Annotated in this window: 17 protein-coding genes; 14 read left to right on the top strand and 3 right to left on the bottom strand. The window is 42.5% G+C overall.

Going from position 1 to position 16,247, the window contains the following annotated elements:
- A partial coding sequence (locus NWQ57_RS00340; RefSeq protein ID WP_306019912.1) for an alpha-amylase family glycosyl hydrolase occupies positions 1–1,307 on the top strand: 1,307 nt, incomplete at its 5' end.
- A gap of 57 nt (positions 1,308–1,364) precedes the next feature.
- Here NWQ57_RS00340 and yeiP read toward each other — a convergent pair.
- Positions 1,365–1,934: an elongation factor P-like protein YeiP gene (yeiP, locus tag NWQ57_RS00345; protein ID WP_306019913.1), complete on the bottom strand. Its 570-nt coding sequence runs from the start codon at positions 1,932–1,934 to the stop codon at positions 1,365–1,367.
- A 543-nt stretch (positions 1,935–2,477) separates the two neighbouring features.
- Between yeiP and NWQ57_RS00350 the strand changes: the two genes are divergently transcribed.
- The 12 genes from NWQ57_RS00350 to NWQ57_RS00405 all read left to right on the top strand — a co-directional run bounded on the left by NWQ57_RS00350 (position 2,478) and on the right by NWQ57_RS00405 (position 13,068).
- Complete coding sequence (locus NWQ57_RS00350) at positions 2,478–4,409, top strand: ATP-dependent DNA helicase (protein WP_306019914.1); 1,932 nt, start codon at positions 2,478–2,480, stop codon at positions 4,407–4,409.
- Positions 4,406–5,092, top strand: a complete 687-nt coding sequence (tsaB, locus tag NWQ57_RS00355; protein ID WP_306019915.1) for a tRNA (adenosine(37)-N6)-threonylcarbamoyltransferase complex dimerization subunit type 1 TsaB — start codon at positions 4,406–4,408, stop codon at positions 5,090–5,092. Before NWQ57_RS00350 ends, tsaB begins: the two co-directional genes overlap by 4 nt.
- 134 nt (positions 5,093–5,226) lie before the next feature.
- On the top strand, positions 5,227–5,535 hold the full coding sequence (locus NWQ57_RS00360; protein WP_306019916.1) for a hypothetical protein: 309 nt from the start codon (positions 5,227–5,229) through the stop codon (positions 5,533–5,535).
- Positions 5,536–5,635: 100 nt separating this feature from the next.
- Positions 5,636–6,241: a Slp family lipoprotein gene (locus NWQ57_RS00365; protein WP_306019917.1), complete on the top strand. Its 606-nt coding sequence runs from the start codon at positions 5,636–5,638 to the stop codon at positions 6,239–6,241.
- A 127-nt stretch (positions 6,242–6,368) separates the two neighbouring features.
- Positions 6,369–7,217 (top strand): alpha/beta fold hydrolase, encoded by an 849-nt coding sequence (locus NWQ57_RS00370; protein WP_306019919.1) that lies wholly within the window; start codon positions 6,369–6,371, stop codon positions 7,215–7,217.
- A gap of 140 nt (positions 7,218–7,357) precedes the next feature.
- Positions 7,358–9,013, top strand: coding sequence for a long-chain-fatty-acid--CoA ligase FadD (gene fadD, locus NWQ57_RS00375; RefSeq protein ID WP_306019921.1), 1,656 nt, complete (start codon positions 7,358–7,360; stop codon positions 9,011–9,013).
- Positions 9,014–9,083: 70 nt separating this feature from the next.
- Positions 9,084–10,247, top strand: coding sequence for a ribonuclease D (rnd, locus tag NWQ57_RS00380; RefSeq protein ID WP_306019922.1), 1,164 nt, complete (start codon positions 9,084–9,086; stop codon positions 10,245–10,247).
- An 11-nt stretch (positions 10,248–10,258) separates the two neighbouring features.
- Positions 10,259–10,534 (top strand): YcgL domain-containing protein, encoded by a 276-nt coding sequence (locus tag NWQ57_RS00385; protein WP_306019923.1) that lies wholly within the window; start codon positions 10,259–10,261, stop codon positions 10,532–10,534.
- Entirely contained in the window at positions 10,534–11,514 is a 981-nt protein-coding gene (locus NWQ57_RS00390) for a lytic transglycosylase domain-containing protein (RefSeq protein WP_306019925.1), read from the top strand. Before NWQ57_RS00385 ends, NWQ57_RS00390 begins: the two co-directional genes overlap by 1 nt.
- A gap of 1 nt (position 11,515) precedes the next feature.
- Positions 11,516–12,196 (top strand): fumarylacetoacetate hydrolase family protein, encoded by a 681-nt coding sequence (locus tag NWQ57_RS00395; protein WP_306019927.1) that lies wholly within the window; start codon positions 11,516–11,518, stop codon positions 12,194–12,196.
- A gap of 3 nt (positions 12,197–12,199) precedes the next feature.
- Positions 12,200–12,577 (top strand): hypothetical protein, encoded by a 378-nt coding sequence (locus NWQ57_RS00400; protein WP_306019929.1) that lies wholly within the window; start codon positions 12,200–12,202, stop codon positions 12,575–12,577.
- Entirely contained in the window at positions 12,574–13,068 is a 495-nt protein-coding gene (locus NWQ57_RS00405) for a YcgN family cysteine cluster protein (RefSeq protein ID WP_306019931.1), read from the top strand. The genes NWQ57_RS00400 and NWQ57_RS00405 overlap by 4 nt, the downstream gene beginning before the upstream one ends.
- A 36-nt stretch (positions 13,069–13,104) precedes the next feature.
- Here the strand turns inward: NWQ57_RS00405 and dsbB are convergent, their stop codons facing one another.
- Both dsbB and nhaB read right to left on the bottom strand, forming a co-directional pair.
- Positions 13,105–13,617 carry a disulfide bond formation protein DsbB gene (gene dsbB / locus NWQ57_RS00410; RefSeq protein WP_306019995.1) on the bottom strand — a complete coding sequence of 171 codons (513 nt, stop codon included), beginning with the start codon at positions 13,615–13,617 and terminating at the stop codon, positions 13,105–13,107.
- A gap of 22 nt (positions 13,618–13,639) precedes the next feature.
- A complete protein-coding gene (gene nhaB, locus NWQ57_RS00415; RefSeq protein ID WP_306019933.1) occupies positions 13,640–15,229 on the bottom strand; it encodes a sodium/proton antiporter NhaB in 1,590 nt (529 codons plus the stop codon).
- A 248-nt stretch (positions 15,230–15,477) separates the two neighbouring features.
- Between nhaB and fadR the strand changes: the two genes are divergently transcribed.
- The gene (fadR, locus tag NWQ57_RS00420) at positions 15,478–16,188 is read left to right on the top strand and encodes a fatty acid metabolism transcriptional regulator FadR (protein ID WP_306019934.1); all 711 of its coding nucleotides are present in this window, start codon (positions 15,478–15,480) and stop codon (positions 16,186–16,188) included.
- Positions 16,189–16,247 lie beyond the last annotated feature (59 nt).

Raw genomic sequence — 16,247 nt, forward strand, 5'->3', positions numbered from 1 at the left:
CGGAAACTAGCCCTCATACCCCGCAGAATCCCGTCACCCTTAAACACCCATCTTGGTGTAAAAATGCGGTGATGTATCAAATTAATACTCGCCAGTTTACTCATGAGGGCACCTTTACCGCGGTGATTGCTCAGTTGCCTCGATTAAAAGAATTGGGCGTTGATATTATTTATTTGATGCCCATTAACCCCATAGGCCTTAAAAATCGCAAAGGTACTTTAGGTAGCCCCTATGCCGTGCGAGACTATTTAGCGATCAATCCTGAGTTTGGCTCATTGGCGGACTTCAAAGCCTTGGTTGAGGCGATTCATGAGCATGGTATGTACGTGATAGTCGACTGGGTCGCTAATCATAGCGCATGGGATAATGTTTTAGTTGAGCAGCACCCTGAATGGTATAGCACTGATCATCAAGGAGAGTTTCATCCTACTCCTTGGTGGGATTGGGATGACATTATCGATTTTGATTACACTAAAGTAGCATTACGAGAGTATATGGCGCAAGCCATGCAATACTGGGTTGAAGAGGCCGATATTGACGGCTATCGCTGCGATGTGGCTGGCATGGTGCCAAGTGATTTTTGGGTGACAGTGAGGCAATCGCTGGAACAAATTAAACCGGTGTTAATGCTCGCCGAGTGGGAAACTCGTGATATGCATTATGCTGGATTTGACATGACCTATGCCTGGACTTGGAATGAAGTCATGCACGCAATTTGTATGGGCAAAGGTAAAATAGAAAAGTTGTTTAAGTACTATTCTTGGCACGAAAAATCTTATCCTCGTGAAGCAATTAAAATGACCTTCGTCAGTAATCACGACAAAAATGCCTGGGACGGCACTGAGTTTGAGCAGTTTGGAGACGGCTTAAAAGCGGCCATAATATTGTCTTTCGTAGGTGATGGAATGCCGTTAATTTATAACGGTCAAGAAGCGGGTAACACAAAGCGTTTAGCTTTTTTTGAGCGAGATCCTATCCGGTGGCAAGCCCATGAATTAGGCGATTTTTATCACAAGCTTATCCATCTTAAAAAATCGACCACCGCCTTAGCGAACGGTCAATGGGGCGCGACTATGCGGCACATTGCGAATACTTGCCCGCGTGATGTGCTGAGTTTTATCCGTGCAGATGAAAATGGTGGCGTTTTAGTGGTGTTAAATTTATCGGCACATGAGCGCGAAATACAATTTATCACGCCTTTGCAACACAGCACTTACACTGACTTTTTTAGTCAGAAAGTTTTTTGCTACGAAGATAAGGAAATACTTCATTTGTCGCCGTGGGATTATCGAGTTTGGGTATGTTAATTTGTCGCATTAAAAAGCCGACATCAGTCGGCTTAGTCTGTTTGTCAATCCCAGAGCTTAGTCAGCGCGGCTGATGAACTTACTTTCTTCAGTGTTAACTCTGACTTTTTCACCACTTGAAATATATTCAGGCACTTGGATGGTTAAACCGGTTGTTAATCTTGCTGGTTTAGTCCGCGCACTGGCGGAAGCACCTTTGATAGAAGGGTCAGTTTCTTCAATAACTAAATCAACAGCTGCAGGTAATTCAATACCGACTGGACCTCCTTCAACTAATAAGACTTGTAAACCTTTGGTTTCTTCGGTGATGAATAAAATTTCATCAGCAATGGTGTCTTTGCCTAAGGGATAAGAGGTGTAATCTTCGTTATCCATAAAGAAGTATTCATCACCATCGATGTATGACAAGGTCACTTTGCGGCGGCTAAAATCAACGGTTGTGAGCATTTCATCGGCTTTAAAACTTTCATCAGCTTTGGCACCTGTTGCCACTTCGTATAAACGCATGCGGTACAAACTAGCACCAGCTCGGCCACTTGGGGTTAATTTATTAATATCTTTGACGAGATAGATTTTGCCGTTGTGTTCAACTGCGGCGTTCTTTTTAATTTCACTGGCTTTAGGCATGAGCGTTCTCCAAAAAAAGTTGCGCCAGAAAATAGCACGAAAAAAGAAATTGGCAACATACAAAGCGACTTTTGTCGCTTTCTTTATCTAAGTTAAATTGCAATTTGAGGGGGAGTTAAAATTAGCACATTGTTGGCAGAATGAAGATGAGGGATTAATTGCGTTGTATGTGCTGCCTAATTTTTAAGTTGTTGAATTTCACCATGTCTGTTACTTCTGCGTTAAATCGCTACCTGCTAATTTGCTTACCTTGATAAAACACAAAGTGCTGTTGTTGAGCTACGCTGAGCAAAAGAATTGTAAAAAATGTAATTTGTGCGGCAGCACATTTTTAAATAGTGGACTAATTTGGTTTGTCTCATCTCGATTTGCAAGATTGACAAAATTTGGCCTAAAGCAGCAGAAAAAATAAATAAGTCATAATCAGACCAACGTAAGCTCCTGCTACATGATTGAGTTTATTCGCTTTTTTACTCGTTTGTTGAGCACGTTTTTGGCATACTTAGCGCCGAATTATCATCTTAATCCTCTTAATCAGGTCTTATGTCACAATCCTCTGTTTTATTTTCTGCTGATGGTCGTCTTTCACAAGCCATTGCTGGCTTTGTGCCGCGCCAAGCGCAAACTGATATGGCGGTGGCAATTGAAAAATGCATTGAAGACAAGGTGCCGTTGATCGTAGAAGCGGGCACGGGTACCGGTAAAACCTTCGCTTATCTGGTGCCGGCGATTGAGTCTGATAAAAAAACCATTATTTCGACCGGAACAAAAAACCTACAAGAACAACTATTTCATCGTGATTTACCTCTAATTAAAAAGGCCTTAGGCAGCAAAGCCAAAGTCGCTTTGTTAAAGGGCCGCTCAAATTACTTGTGTTTGCATCGACTGCGTCAACATGGCGGTAATAGTACCTTGCTAGACGTTAATGTGATGGGGGAGCTTAGTGAAGTAAAACGGTGGTCGTCGAGCACGAAAACCGGTGATATGGGTGAAATGAAGGGCCTTGCTGAGGATGCTAAAGTCTTACCTTTTGTTACTTCTACGGCAGATAATTGTCTAGGTAAAGACTGCCCAGATTATGAAGACTGCTATATGGTTAAAGCACGGCGAAAAGCCCTTGATGCTGACTTAGTGGTGGTTAATCATCATTTGTTTTTTGCCGACATGGCCCTCAAGGATACGGGGTTTGGCGAACTGATCCCAGAAGCGGATCTAGTTGTGTTTGATGAAGCTCATCAGATACCCGATATCGCCAGTGAATATTTTGGAGAAACGTTTTCAAGTCGTCAGTTGCACGATATTTGTCGTGATATTGAAGTGGTATATCGCACGGTGCTAAAAGATGCCAAACAGCTCAGCACAGCGGCAGATAAATGTAAGATGATAGTGGCAGACTTACGTTTGTTTTTTCCTGAAACTCCGCAAAAAGGCAATTGGCGCCAGATGTTGCTCAGTGAAGAGATACAGTTGCACATTAGCAAGCTAACGGATAGCTTGGCGGTGTTAGCTGAAGTGACTAAATTACATATTGGCCGAGACAAAGATCTTGATAATCTTTACGAGCGTGTGCACGAGTCCAAAGGTAAGTTAGACCGTTTAACTAACACTGAACAGCTGGGTGTGAGTTTGTGGTACGAAACCACTCAGCGTCACATCGTGTTGCATCTTACGCCTTTGAGTATTGCGGCTAAATTTGCCCATTTTATTGCTGAGCCTAAGCGTGCTTGGGTATTTACTTCTGCTACCTTAATGGTAGATAACGCCTTTACTCACTTTCAACGTCAAATGGGCTTAAAAGACGCGCAAACGCTGTCTTTAGAGAGTCCCTTTGATTACCCCAATCAAGCAATGTTATGTGTTCCGCGTTTTTTGCCTGAACCTAATGCGCGAGAAATGCGTGAAACCTTGTTGGACATTTCTATCCAATTGATCAAAGCCAGCCGGGGGCGCTGCTTTTTACTCTTTACCAGTCATGCAACCTTAAAAGCGATCGCAGCCCAACTTGAAGATAAAGTAGACAATCCCTTATTGGTGCAGGGGTCTACCACCAAACGTGCCTTGTTAGACGAGTATTTGAGTAATAAAAAAGCAGTATTACTTGGCACCGGGGCTTTTTGGGAGGGGGTCGACGTACGCGGAGATGATCTGACTTGCGTATTAATTGATAAACTGCCTTTTGCATCGCCGGATGATCCTCTGTTACAAGCACGTATAGAAGATTGTCGTAAATCAGGTGGGAATCCCTTTGGTCAGATTCAAATTCCACAAGCCGCTATCGCGTTAAAACAAGGGGCGGGTCGATTAATTAGAGATGAAACCGACCGAGGTGTCTTGGTCATTTGTGATAATCGTTTAGTCACTAAAGATTACGGAAAAATTTTTGTTGGCAGTTTACCCAATATGCAACGTACCCGTGATTTGTCTAAAGCCGTGGCTTTTTTAAACCAGTTAAATAGTGAAGAGGAAAATTCATGAATTGTTTGTTGCTTGATACGGCCACAGAAGCCTGCTCGGTCGCCCTGCAGATTCAGGGGCAAGCGTTGACCCGGTTTGAAATATGCCCTCAACAACACAGTCAGCGCATATTACCTATGGTCGACGAGGTGTTAAAGGAAGGGCGCGCGGTATTAAATCAACTCGATTTTTTAGGATTTGGGCAAGGACCAGGTAGTTTCACTGGGGTACGTATTGCAACAGGGATATTACAAGGTTTGGCACTTGGTTCTGAATTGCCGGTAGTAGGGGTTTCTACTTTAGCGGCAATGGCGCAGCAAGCGATTGTGACTCAAGATGCTCAAGAGGTCTATTGCGCGATTGATGCTCGGATGGGTGAGGTATATTTTGCTCATTATATTGCTCAAGATGGACTTGCCATCTTGCAAGGCGCAGAACAAGTGTTGCCACCCGAGTCTGCTATTGAGTTGATGACTACAAACAATCCAGTAGTTGGTGTTGGTACAGGATGGGCGGCTTATCCGCACATGCAACCTCAGCACAACTTTAGCATGGCAACGGCTATTCTTTATCCCAATGCAGAGTTTATGCTGCCTCTTGCCCATGCGCTTTTTGCGCAAGGAAAAGTCAGCAATGCCGAACACGTTCAACCTGTTTATTTACGTGATACCGTCACGTGGAAAAAGCTGCCGGGCCGAGAATAGCAAATCACCACATTGGAACAATTTTTGCGATAGCTTTTTAGTTAGTGGCGATTGTTTGCCGCATTTTAGTTCTTGGAGTTTTACCTTGGGCAAGGAACTACCACAAGTGAACCAACCTATTAAGTGAGGAAAAGGTGGCGCTAGAGTCTTCTGGATTATCGTTAATTAGCTCGATAGGCGTGCCTGCCACCAGGAAGGATGTTGCTCGCGTACCTCCGCCCACCCCAGATAAACCAAGCTCTCAAGCCACAGCAGAACTTGTGGTTCTTCGTCAAGGCAGTGAGCCTGTATTTAAGCAAGCAGAAGCGTTTCGAGAAACCACCGACAAGATCAGTGCGGGTGGTCTGAAGGAGCGGGTTGCAATTGAGGCTTATCAATCCATTGCGAAAGAACAACAACGCCAAGATATTCAACAATTGCTTGGCGTTGATACTTTTGTGTGAACTAAAATTGCCTTTATTCGTTCAAATACAATAAGACTGGCATTTTTTAAGCAAAAAAGTATGTTAGTTTGTGTCCCATATATTCGAGTCGAGGTTTGCAATGTATAAACGTATTTGTTTAGTGGTCTTAGCTTTATTGGTTTCGGCCTGTTCAACAATTCCTGAACGTATCCAAGTGCCAGAGGGCACGAATTTAGTCAGTTACCAAGATGCCGCATCTAAATCCACGCAGTTAGCGGGGCAAAAAGCCCGTTGGGGCGGGGTTGTGGCTAAAATTGAAAACAAGGCCGAAAACACCGTGCTAGAAGTGGTTTATTATCCCCTTAAAAGCTATGGGCGTCCTATCGCAGGCGATGAAAGTATTGGCCGTTTTAAAGTATATGTAGACGGATTCATGGATCCAATGGTGTACAAAGTAGGTCGTAGTATGACATTTACGGGTGAATTCTCTGGTTTGGAAGAGGGGCTAGTGGGAGAACATAAATACGTATTTCCTACCCTGCAAAACGCAAATTACTACTTATGGCAAGACATTCAACAAGTTGATGTGACATCAGTACATGTATGGCCCTATGATTATTGGAGTGGCTGGTATCCCAGACCTTACACTCGCGGCGTATACATTCGCTCGACCGGGCGGGCGACTATGCCAGCTGGCGCAGCAACGAAACCCTTACCGGTAAAGACAGAAAGAGCTAAACAATAGTTGGTCCTTTTTTGCCGTAAAGCGGCAAGTGTTACGATGAAAGCGGCAATTGAATGCCGCTTTTTTATTGCTTACTGTTTACCAATTCAAAGCAGACTTGTGAGTCAAGTTGCACAAAGGAGAACATATGCGAGAGTTAAGTTTCACCTTAAGCCATCTCACGTTGAGAGGATTGGGCTTAGGCGATCCGCAAAAACCGATGATCCTTGCATTACATGGATGGTTAGATAATGCTGCGAGTTTTATTCCTTTATCTCAGTACTTAACTGACTATTACATTGTGGCAATCGATATTACCGGGCATGGTTTGTCTGATCATCGCGCTAAAGGTAGCCATTATCACCAGATAGACTTTGTGCACGATATTCACGAATTAGTTGAAAGCCAAGACTGGCCTCCCTTTATCTTAATGGGACATTCAATGGGAGGCATCATAGCCTCTTACTATGCCAGTTGTTTCCCTGAAAAAGTACGTCAGTTGATATCAATTGAGTCGTTTGGACCGATGAGTAAAGAGCCCTCATCGAGTCCTGCGCAACTCAGAGAATCTATTGAAAGTCGATTAAAAGCGAATTCGTCTGCCGCCAAACATCCAACTAGTCTAGAATCAACCATAGAGGCGCGGTCAAAAGCGGGTGATATGAGTGAAGCGTCTGCAACGTTGTTGGTGAATAGAAACATTGAAGCCCGAGATGGACAGTATTTTTTTAAGACCGACCGTCGATTACGAACTATTTCTTCTACTCGTATAACGGAGAGCCAAGCGGAAGCATTTATGCGCTCTATTGCCTGTCCAATGCTAGTAATATTGGGTGATAAGGGTTATGAATCCATGAAAAAAGCGCTATCAAACCGAAAAAGCTGGGTTGCAAATAGCCACATAATTGAATGTGAGGGGCATCATCACCTGCATATGGACGACCCAATTTCGGTATCAAACTACATTAATGGCTTTTTATTGGGCAAAATTGCGTAAATGTTAATCGATTGTTTATTAGTTGATTTATCTTTGCGGCTGCTTTGGTTAGAATCAACTGGTCGTACCCCTTAATAAATTATTTGTAGTTTGGTAATGATGATAGCTACAAAGATAAATGAGTTGTGCCTGGAGGCAAAGTGGAAAAAATCTGGTTAAAAAGTTACGCCCCTACTATGCCAGCAGAAATAGATCCTGATCGTTATTCTTCAGTCGTTGATATTTTTGAGCAGTCAATAAAGAAATATGCAACTAATACCAGCTACATCAATATGGGTAAAAGTATGACTTTTGCTGAATTAGATGAGCAATCACAACACTTCGCTGCGTACTTACAAAACTCGGGACTCAAAAAAGGTGATGCCGTTGCCATTATGATGCCCAATTTGCTGCAATATCCGGTGGCCTTATTTGGTGTATTGCGTGCCGGTATGGTTGTGGTTAACGTCAATCCGTTGTACACAGCTCGTGAGCTGCAACACCAATTAAAAGACGCTGATGCCAAAGCGATTGTTATAGTAGAGAATTTTGCGCATACCCTAAGTGAGGTCATTAAAAATACCAATGTTAAGTCGGTTTTACTGACTTCTCTGGGCGACATGTTGCCACCAATCAAAAAATGGCTAACAAATTTTGTCGTTAAGTATGTCAAAAAGCTGGTGCCAAAATACCACCTGCCACAAGCTGAGTCGTTTATTGATGCCGTTAAATCTGGGCGAAATCATGCCTACACTAGACCGCAATTGAGCGGCGATGATATTGCGTTTTTGCAATATACCGGCGGCACCACTGGTGTATCTAAAGGCGCAATGTTAACTCATCGGAATATTGTTGCTAACTTAGAGCAAATATCTACGGTGCTTGAAACTGCCATCACCCCAGGTAAAGAACAAGTGGTCACCGCGCTACCGCTTTACCATATCTTTGCGTTGCAGGCCAATTGCCTGACTTTCGTTAAGTATGGTTGTACAAATTTGCTGATCACTAACCCCAGAGATATGCCGGGCTTTGTGAAAGAGTTAGCTAATTTCCCCTTTACCGTTTTGACTGGTGTTAACACGCTATTTAATGGTCTGTTGAATACCCCTGGTTTTGATCAACTCGATTTCAGTCGCTTAAACTTTGCTTTAGGGGGCGGAATGGCAGTACAAAAAGCCGTTGCTGAGCGTTGGCAGAAGGTAACAGGCCATGTTTTACTTGAGGGATATGGGCTCACAGAGTGTTGTCCAGTGGTGACGGTAAACCCCCCTAGTATTAAAGAATACAAAGGCTCCATTGGTCTACCTGTTGCGTCGACCAATATAAAATTGGTTGACGAGGCGGGTAAAGAAGTTGCGCTCGGTGAACCGGGGGAAATGTTAGTTAAAGGGCCGCAAGTGATGTTGGGCTATTTAAATCGTCCTGAAGCGACCCAAGAGATGATTGTCGACGGGTGGTTGGCAACAGGCGATATCGCTCGTTGTGATGAAGAGGGTTACTTTTATATCGTCGATCGCAAAAAAGACATGATTTTAGTCTCGGGTTTTAACGTGTTTCCTAACGAAATAGAAGAGGTGGCGGCTATGCACCCGAATGTGGTCGAAGTGGCTGCTGTAGGTGTTCCAAATGAGGCTACGGGTGAATTAGTTAAGCTTTTTGTGGTAAGACGGAATGAGTCTTTAACGGAAAAAGAGTTGATTGATCACTGCCGTATTCATCTAACCGCTTACAAAGTTCCGAAAAAAGTTGAGTTTAGAGACGAGCTTCCTAAAACTAATGTTGGTAAGATACTGCGCAGAGAGCTTCGTGATAAGTAACTTTTAACTTAACACCACGTATTACGATAAAAAGCCGGCTTCTGCCGGTTTTTTACTATTTTGGAATGCTATGCAATATACCTTTATTACTGAAACCAGCGCACTCGAAAATTTCTGTGCGAGCGCGAGCCAATGTGATGTGTTGGCGGTCGACACTGAGTTTGTAAGAACCCGAACACTTTATCCGCAATTAGGTCTTATCCAGTTGTATGATGGAAAAGAACTCGTCCTAGTCGACCCCTTAAAAGTGGGTGATTGTTCAAGCTTGATCAGCCTGTTAACAAATCCCGACGTGGTAAAAGTGCTGCATTCTTGTTCAGAGGATTTAGAAACTTTTTGGCATGCGTTTAAAATTATGCCAAGCCCTATATTTGATAGTCAATTTGCTGCAAGTATCGTGGGTATGGGAACCTCATTAGGTTATGCAAAATTAGTCGAAACTATGCTCAATGTCACGGTTGATAAAGGCGAGTCACGTACTGATTGGTTGGCCCGGCCATTGAGTGCCGAGCAATGCGCATATGCCGCAAACGACGTCCTTTACTTACATCAACTTTATCCTGAATTAAAAGCAAAAGTACTTGAGCAAGATAAGCTGGCGTGGGTTTTTAGTGAAATGACCAGTTTGGCTATGAAGAAACAAACTTTGATGCCACTGGACGCTATTTATTTGGGTATTACCCATAACTGGCAATTAAGTGGCAAAGCCTTACTGGTATTGCAGCGTTTAGCAGCGTGGCGTATGGAAACAGCAAGAATACGAGATCTTGCCCTTAACTTTGTTGTCAAAGAGCAAAATTTAGTTGAAATCGCGAAAAAGAATCCATTAAGCAAAGCGGCTCTGGCGGCTGTGCCTGGCATTAATCATCATGAAATCCGTATCCACGGTGAGGCGATGCTCAATATAATCCAAAGTTGTCAAGATATTGAGCCTGAGCAATACCCTGCCAAGATCGAAAGATTAACCGAGTTTACTCAATTTAAAAAAGTCAGCGCGGCGATACGTGAAGTGTGTCAACAAGTGTCAGCAGAGCTAGCGGTGCCCAATGAAATTGTGGGTTCTAAAAAACAAGTTAATCAACTTATTTCTTGGTGCTGGTGTAAGTACGATGAATTACGAGCGATGAAACTAGAGCCTGATTTGATTAGTGGATGGCGCAGAGAATACTTCTTACCTAGACTGTTGTCTGTAGATGGTTTGTGTTTGCGTGAAGCGCTAGTAAAGAATAATTAGGAGTTATTTGCATGTTATGTGCAGTGTATAAAAGTAGTAAAAAAGCCGAAACCTACCTCTATGTGCCGGGGAGAGATGATTTTTCTCAAGTACCACCAGCCTTAATGAATACTTTTGGTTCCCCTATCTTTTTGATGATTATGCCCTTAAAAAACGACCGTAAGTTAGCAAGTATGGATATAGAAAAGTTACGAAGTGAATTAACAACCAAAGGATTTTATTTGCAGCTTCCTCCTCCTGTAGAGAATATGTTGAAAAGCCATTTAGCAGCGCAAAGGATCGAGTAATGTGTTTTAGATATCGATTAAGCCTACTCATTTTATGTATTTTTTCTTGCCTTAGTGTTGCCAATGATAAGGTAAGTTTTGATGACTATGTTGCCCAACTGAAACGAGATGCCATTGCTGAGGGCTTTTCTGAAACATTTGTGGAACAACAGTTTTCAGATGTGCAGTTTCATCAAAAAGCCGTTGTAGCCGATAAAAACCAACCTGAAACTAAAATTACGCTCGACCGTTATTTAAGCAGCAGAGTGCCTGACTGGAAAGTAAAACAAGCCTTAGAGTTAATGGAACAGCACAAGGCTTTGCTTGCTCAAATTGAATGGCAATATGGCGTTCAGGCTCGGTTTATTGTGGCTTTATGGGGTAATGAAAGTAACTTTGGTCGCTATATGGGGAATTATCCTGTCATATCCTCACTGGCTACGATGGCTTATGAGGGACGTCGTGAAGCCTTTTTTAAGAAGCAGTTATTTGCTGCCTTGAGCATATTGGAACAAGGGCACATTAGCCGAGATAAATTTTTAGGCTCTTGGGCTGGGGCGATGGGGCAAAGTCAATTTATGCCAACCACATTTTTAGCCTATGCAGTGGATTTTGATGCAGACGGTAAAAAAGATATATGGGGTTCAACGGCAGATGTATTTGCGTCAATTGCAAATTTTTTAAAATCTGAAGGGTGGAATGAACAACAAACCTGGGGGCGTCAAGTTGACGTACCAGAGGGGTTTGACATGGCTTTAGTTGGCTTGGGAAAAGAAAAACGTAAAAGTTTAGCCGATTGGCAATCTTTGGGCGTTCGCAGATATAACGGACAAGATCTGCCTACTATAGATTTATTTGCATCTTTAGTGGCACCTGATGGTGATGATGGTCGAATTTATTTGGTTTACGACAACTTCCATACCTTAATGAAGTGGAACCGTTCAAGTTACTTTGGCGTATCAATTGGGTACTTGTCTGAAAGAATCAAAAAGGGCAGTTAACTTGAGCTTATCAATAAATAATGACTATCAACATCAGGCGTTATCAGGAAAGAAGATTGATTTGCCGGTTGGGAAAGTGGTGTGCGTCGGGCGTAACTACTTAATGCATGTTCAAGAACTAAATAATGCAGTGCCCCAAAAGCCTATATTATTTATGAAGCCATCCACTAGTTTAATATACCTACGTCAAAATATTGATATCCCCAAAGGATTAGGTCAATGCCATAATGAGCTTGAAATTGCCGTATTACTGGCAAAGCCACTTAAATGTGCCAGCCCTGATGAAGTAGAGCAGGCCATTTGGGGTTACGGCTTGGGGCTGGATTTGACGTTGCGCGATGTGCAATCCGAACTTAAACGTGACGGGCATCCTTGGGAGCGCGCCAAAGCCTTTGATGGCAGTTGCCCTATGTCACCTTTTGTTGAAAAGTCAGCAGTGAATAATCACAACGAATTACGCTTTGCGTTAACGGTAAATGGACAACAACGTCAAGAAGGGAATAGTCAGGACATGCTTTTTAGTATTAATACATTGCTGAGTGAAATATCAAAAAGCTTTAGCTTGCTAGCGGGGGATATCGTGTTAACCGGTACGCCAAAAGGGGTGGCTCAGCTGTGTCCGAATGATGTGCTTGAACTGAGTTTTCATGATTTTTTTACCCTATCAACCAAGGTCAACTAGCCAGTGAGTTTATCTTTTACTTATGAAGTTGATTCGGCCAATAAGCTTCTCATTTGTGAAGCTACGGGCACGGTATCTAGAGTGCTTGAAATAGAGCATATGCTGAAGAGTATTGTAAAATTAGCAGGTAAAAACCAAGTTAAAAATGTAGTGCTGGATGATACGCAACTTATTATAAGCTGTTCAAAAATGAGCATGACGACTTTGCTACTCGCTATAAAAGAAGAGGGGTGGTTAACTGAAATGAAAATCGCTCGATTGATTAACCCACAAGACAACACACACAATTTAGTAGGCGAAATGTCAGAACGTTATAATCTACCCATTAAAAATTTTGATAGTCGCAGCGATGCCATGATGTGGTTGCTATTTAATATATGAACAAGCCTTACTGGGAAGTTAAAACCTTAGAAGAAATGACTAAGGATGAATGGGAAGGCGTCTGTGACGGTTGCGCCAAATGTTGTTTGCACAAGTTTATTGATGACGAAAACGTGGAAGAGGCAATAAGTACAGACGAGTTAAAAGATAACGAGCAAGTACATTACACCAACATTGCTTGTGGATTATTAAATACCAAAACTTGTGCGTGTACGCAGTACAGTCAAAGAACCACATTAGTGCCAGAATGTGTGAAATTAACAAAAGATAATCTGCAAGATATCTTTTTTATGCCTGCTAGTTGCAGTTATCGTAGGCTGCATGAGGGACGAGGATTACCCTCCTGGCATCCTTTACGACATAAAGGTAAAAAGACGGCGATGCACTTAGCTGGAATGTCGGTGAGAGGTAAAACTGTTGCCGATCACGATGTTAATTTGGATGACTTCGAGGATTATATTGCGCTGTGGCCTTTGCAGGACTTAGACTGATCTGTTGGTGTGTAGCCATGACAAATAAAAAAAGCGCTAACGCGCTTTTTTATTGATTAGTTTACTCAGTAGCACCAGGACTAAAAGGGCACTATAAATCGCGAAAACAACGATCATCCACTGTGGCATCGACATACCTAAAAACGACCAATTTATATCACCGCAATCTCCCGTTGCCGCAAAAATATTAGGTAACCATTCGTGCAACGGTGCCCAGCTAGGAAAATTTGGAACAATCTCACAAATGGAAAAAATGGACTTAGATGTTTGTAAATCAACATGCTCTATTGCTATCAACAGTCCCCAAATAGCAGAAACACCAACGCCGATATAACCAGCAAGACGTGTAAGGATGTTGTTGTGTAAAAGCGGGATTAGGGCCGAAAATAGTATACCAAACACCGCGGTGCGTTGATAAATACACATGATGCAAGGCTGCAAATTCATAGCGTACTGGAAATACAGGGCAGTTAACTCCAACAATAATGCTGATGAAAACAACAGCACCCATGCAAGCGGTTGACGACCCAGATTAGCCAAAAAATTAATCATACTTACTGCTTCCTTAACCTTAGTGTGAAGCCGGTGTCACTAAACCACCTGCGGCAGCGGCTGAGTGGTGTTCAATTAAATGCACGCCATACATCCAAGAGGTTATGTCTTCTAATCCGAAGTAAACACCGGCTAAGCCAACAAGTGTTAATACGATGGTGTAGGGTAAAGCCATATACACCATGGTGCCGTAAGATAAACGCAAGAGCGGCGCAATGGCAGAGGTAAGTAAGAATAAAAATGCAGCTTGGCCATTTGGTGTGGCGACACTAGGTAGATTAGTACCCGTGTTAATAGCTACCGCAAGCATATCAAATTGGTCGCGCGTAATCGCACCGCTTTTTAGTGCAGCAGTCACTTCGGTGATATACACCGAGCCAACAAATACGTTATCGCTGACCATCGAGAGTAAACCGTTGGCCAAATAAAATAGTACCAATTGAGTCTTGCCCTCATAACTAAGTACCCAATCGATAACTGGCGTAAAAAGACCTTGGTCGATAATGACTGCCACTACCCCAAAAAATACACATAACAGGGCCGTAAAAGGTAAAGACTCTTCAAAGGCCTTGCCTATAGAGTGCTCATCAATAATACCGCTCATGGATGTCGCCAAAACAATAATTGATAAACCGATCAAACCCACGGCTGCAAAGTGTCCAGCTAGGCCGATCACTAACCACACAGCAATCAAACCTTGAACGCCTAATTTTGCTTTGTCTTGGCTAGTGAGGTTTTCGTCTACATTTTTGCTGTAATTCGTCAATATTTCACGCACCACGGGAGATAATTGCGCACCGTAAGTGAATAACTTAAATTTCTCAACGGTATAGGTCGTCAGGAGGCCAGCGATAAAAACTGGGATAGTGACGGGTGACATACGAATGAAAAACTCAATAAAATTCCAACCTGCTTTATCTGCAATAATCAGGTTTTGCGGCTCTCCTACCATAGTCATAACACCACCAAGGGCGGTACCAATGGCTGCATGCATCATCAAATTGCGTAAAAAAGCCCTAAAATCCTCTAAATCTTGGCGACTGGGATGAGGTAATTGTTCGTCATGTGAATGGTCGTGATCTGAATGAAAGTCTTTACCTGATGCCACTTTGTGGTAAATCGAATAAAAGCCCATAGCCACTGTCATAATCACGGCAACCACGGTTAGGGCGTCTAAAAAAGCAGACAAAAATGCCGATGCTGCGGCAAAGGCGATAGAAAGAGTAATTTTGTTTTCAAGTTTAAGTAGCAACTTGGTGAATAAATACAGCAGTAGACCTTTCATAAAGTAGATACCAGCCACCATAAACACCAGCAGTAAGATAACTTCTACGTTTACGACCATTTCATGTTTCATGTGTTCTGGTGTTGTCATGCCAATAAACAGAGCTTGCATTAATAAGATGCCCCCTGGTTGCAAGGGATAACATTTTAAAGCCATGGCTAAGGTAAATATAAATTCAGCAACAAGCGCCCAGCCTGCAATAAAGGGGTCAAACATGAATAAAAGGGGGTTAATGACTAAAAAGGCGATGATAGCTTGTTTGTACCAAGTGGGCGCTTTACCTAAAAAATTGGCGGCAATGGCCTGAGGTATCGACATTTGCATAAATGAGTATCCTTGTAGAACTTGGAATTATTATATAGCTGTTTTAAATAGTGTAACGTAAAAAAGCAAGGTAAATCTAAAGCTTACATATTATTATGCGATTAAAATTAAGGTAATGTTATCGCATTCGAGCCTCAGTAAAATTATAGCGGTAAAACATCCAACAAAGTTTAATTGTTCCGATTAAAATTCCTCTGGTACAATCAGTTAACAAATAATAACAACATAATCATCCAAGCGAGTAATAAATGATTTATAAGGCACAAAGTCCTGCAGGGTTTGCTGAAGAATACATAGTGGAATCTATATGGAGCGGACGCTTTCCCCCCGGTACGATTTTACCAGCGGAGCGCGAATTGTCTGAACTTATTGGTGTCACTCGTACGACCCTACGTGAGGTGTTACAAAGACTTGCTCGCGATGGATGGTTAACGATCCAACACGGTAAACCGACCAAGGTCAATAATTTTTGGGAAACCTCCGGCCTGAATATACTCGAGACACTTGCCCGCCTCGATGAAGAAGGGATCCCAGAACTTGTTGATAACCTACTGGCCGCGAGAACGAATTTAAGTGCGGTGTTTATACGTGGTGCTATTCGGAATAACCAGCAAAGAGCCATCGAAATAATGCAAAAGTATTGTGACGCACCAGATAATGGTATCGAATTTGCGAGCAATGACTATCAATTGACCCATGATTTAGCCAATGCCTCAGGTAATCCGGTGTATGTGTTAATGATGAATGGATTTAAAGGCTTGTATTCAAGGATTGGGGGCTATTTTTTCTCAAACCCTAAATCCCGTGAATTAACTACAGCGTATTACCATCAATTGCTTGAACTAGCTCAGTCAGGTGATTACAAACAGGTTCCATTAGTGATCAGAACCTATGGCATTAAAAGTGGCAAAATTTGGCAAGAAATGCGTGATGATATGCCCAAAGGCCTAGTTGATTAATGGTAGCGATTTATTTTCAGAATTGAGGTCTGCCCTGACCTCAAATTCGGTTTCAAGTT

Origin of the sequence: Paraglaciecola sp., assembly GCF_030730205.1 — a bacterium.
In the GTDB taxonomy this organism is placed as follows: domain Bacteria; phylum Pseudomonadota; class Gammaproteobacteria; order Enterobacterales; family Alteromonadaceae; genus Paraglaciecola.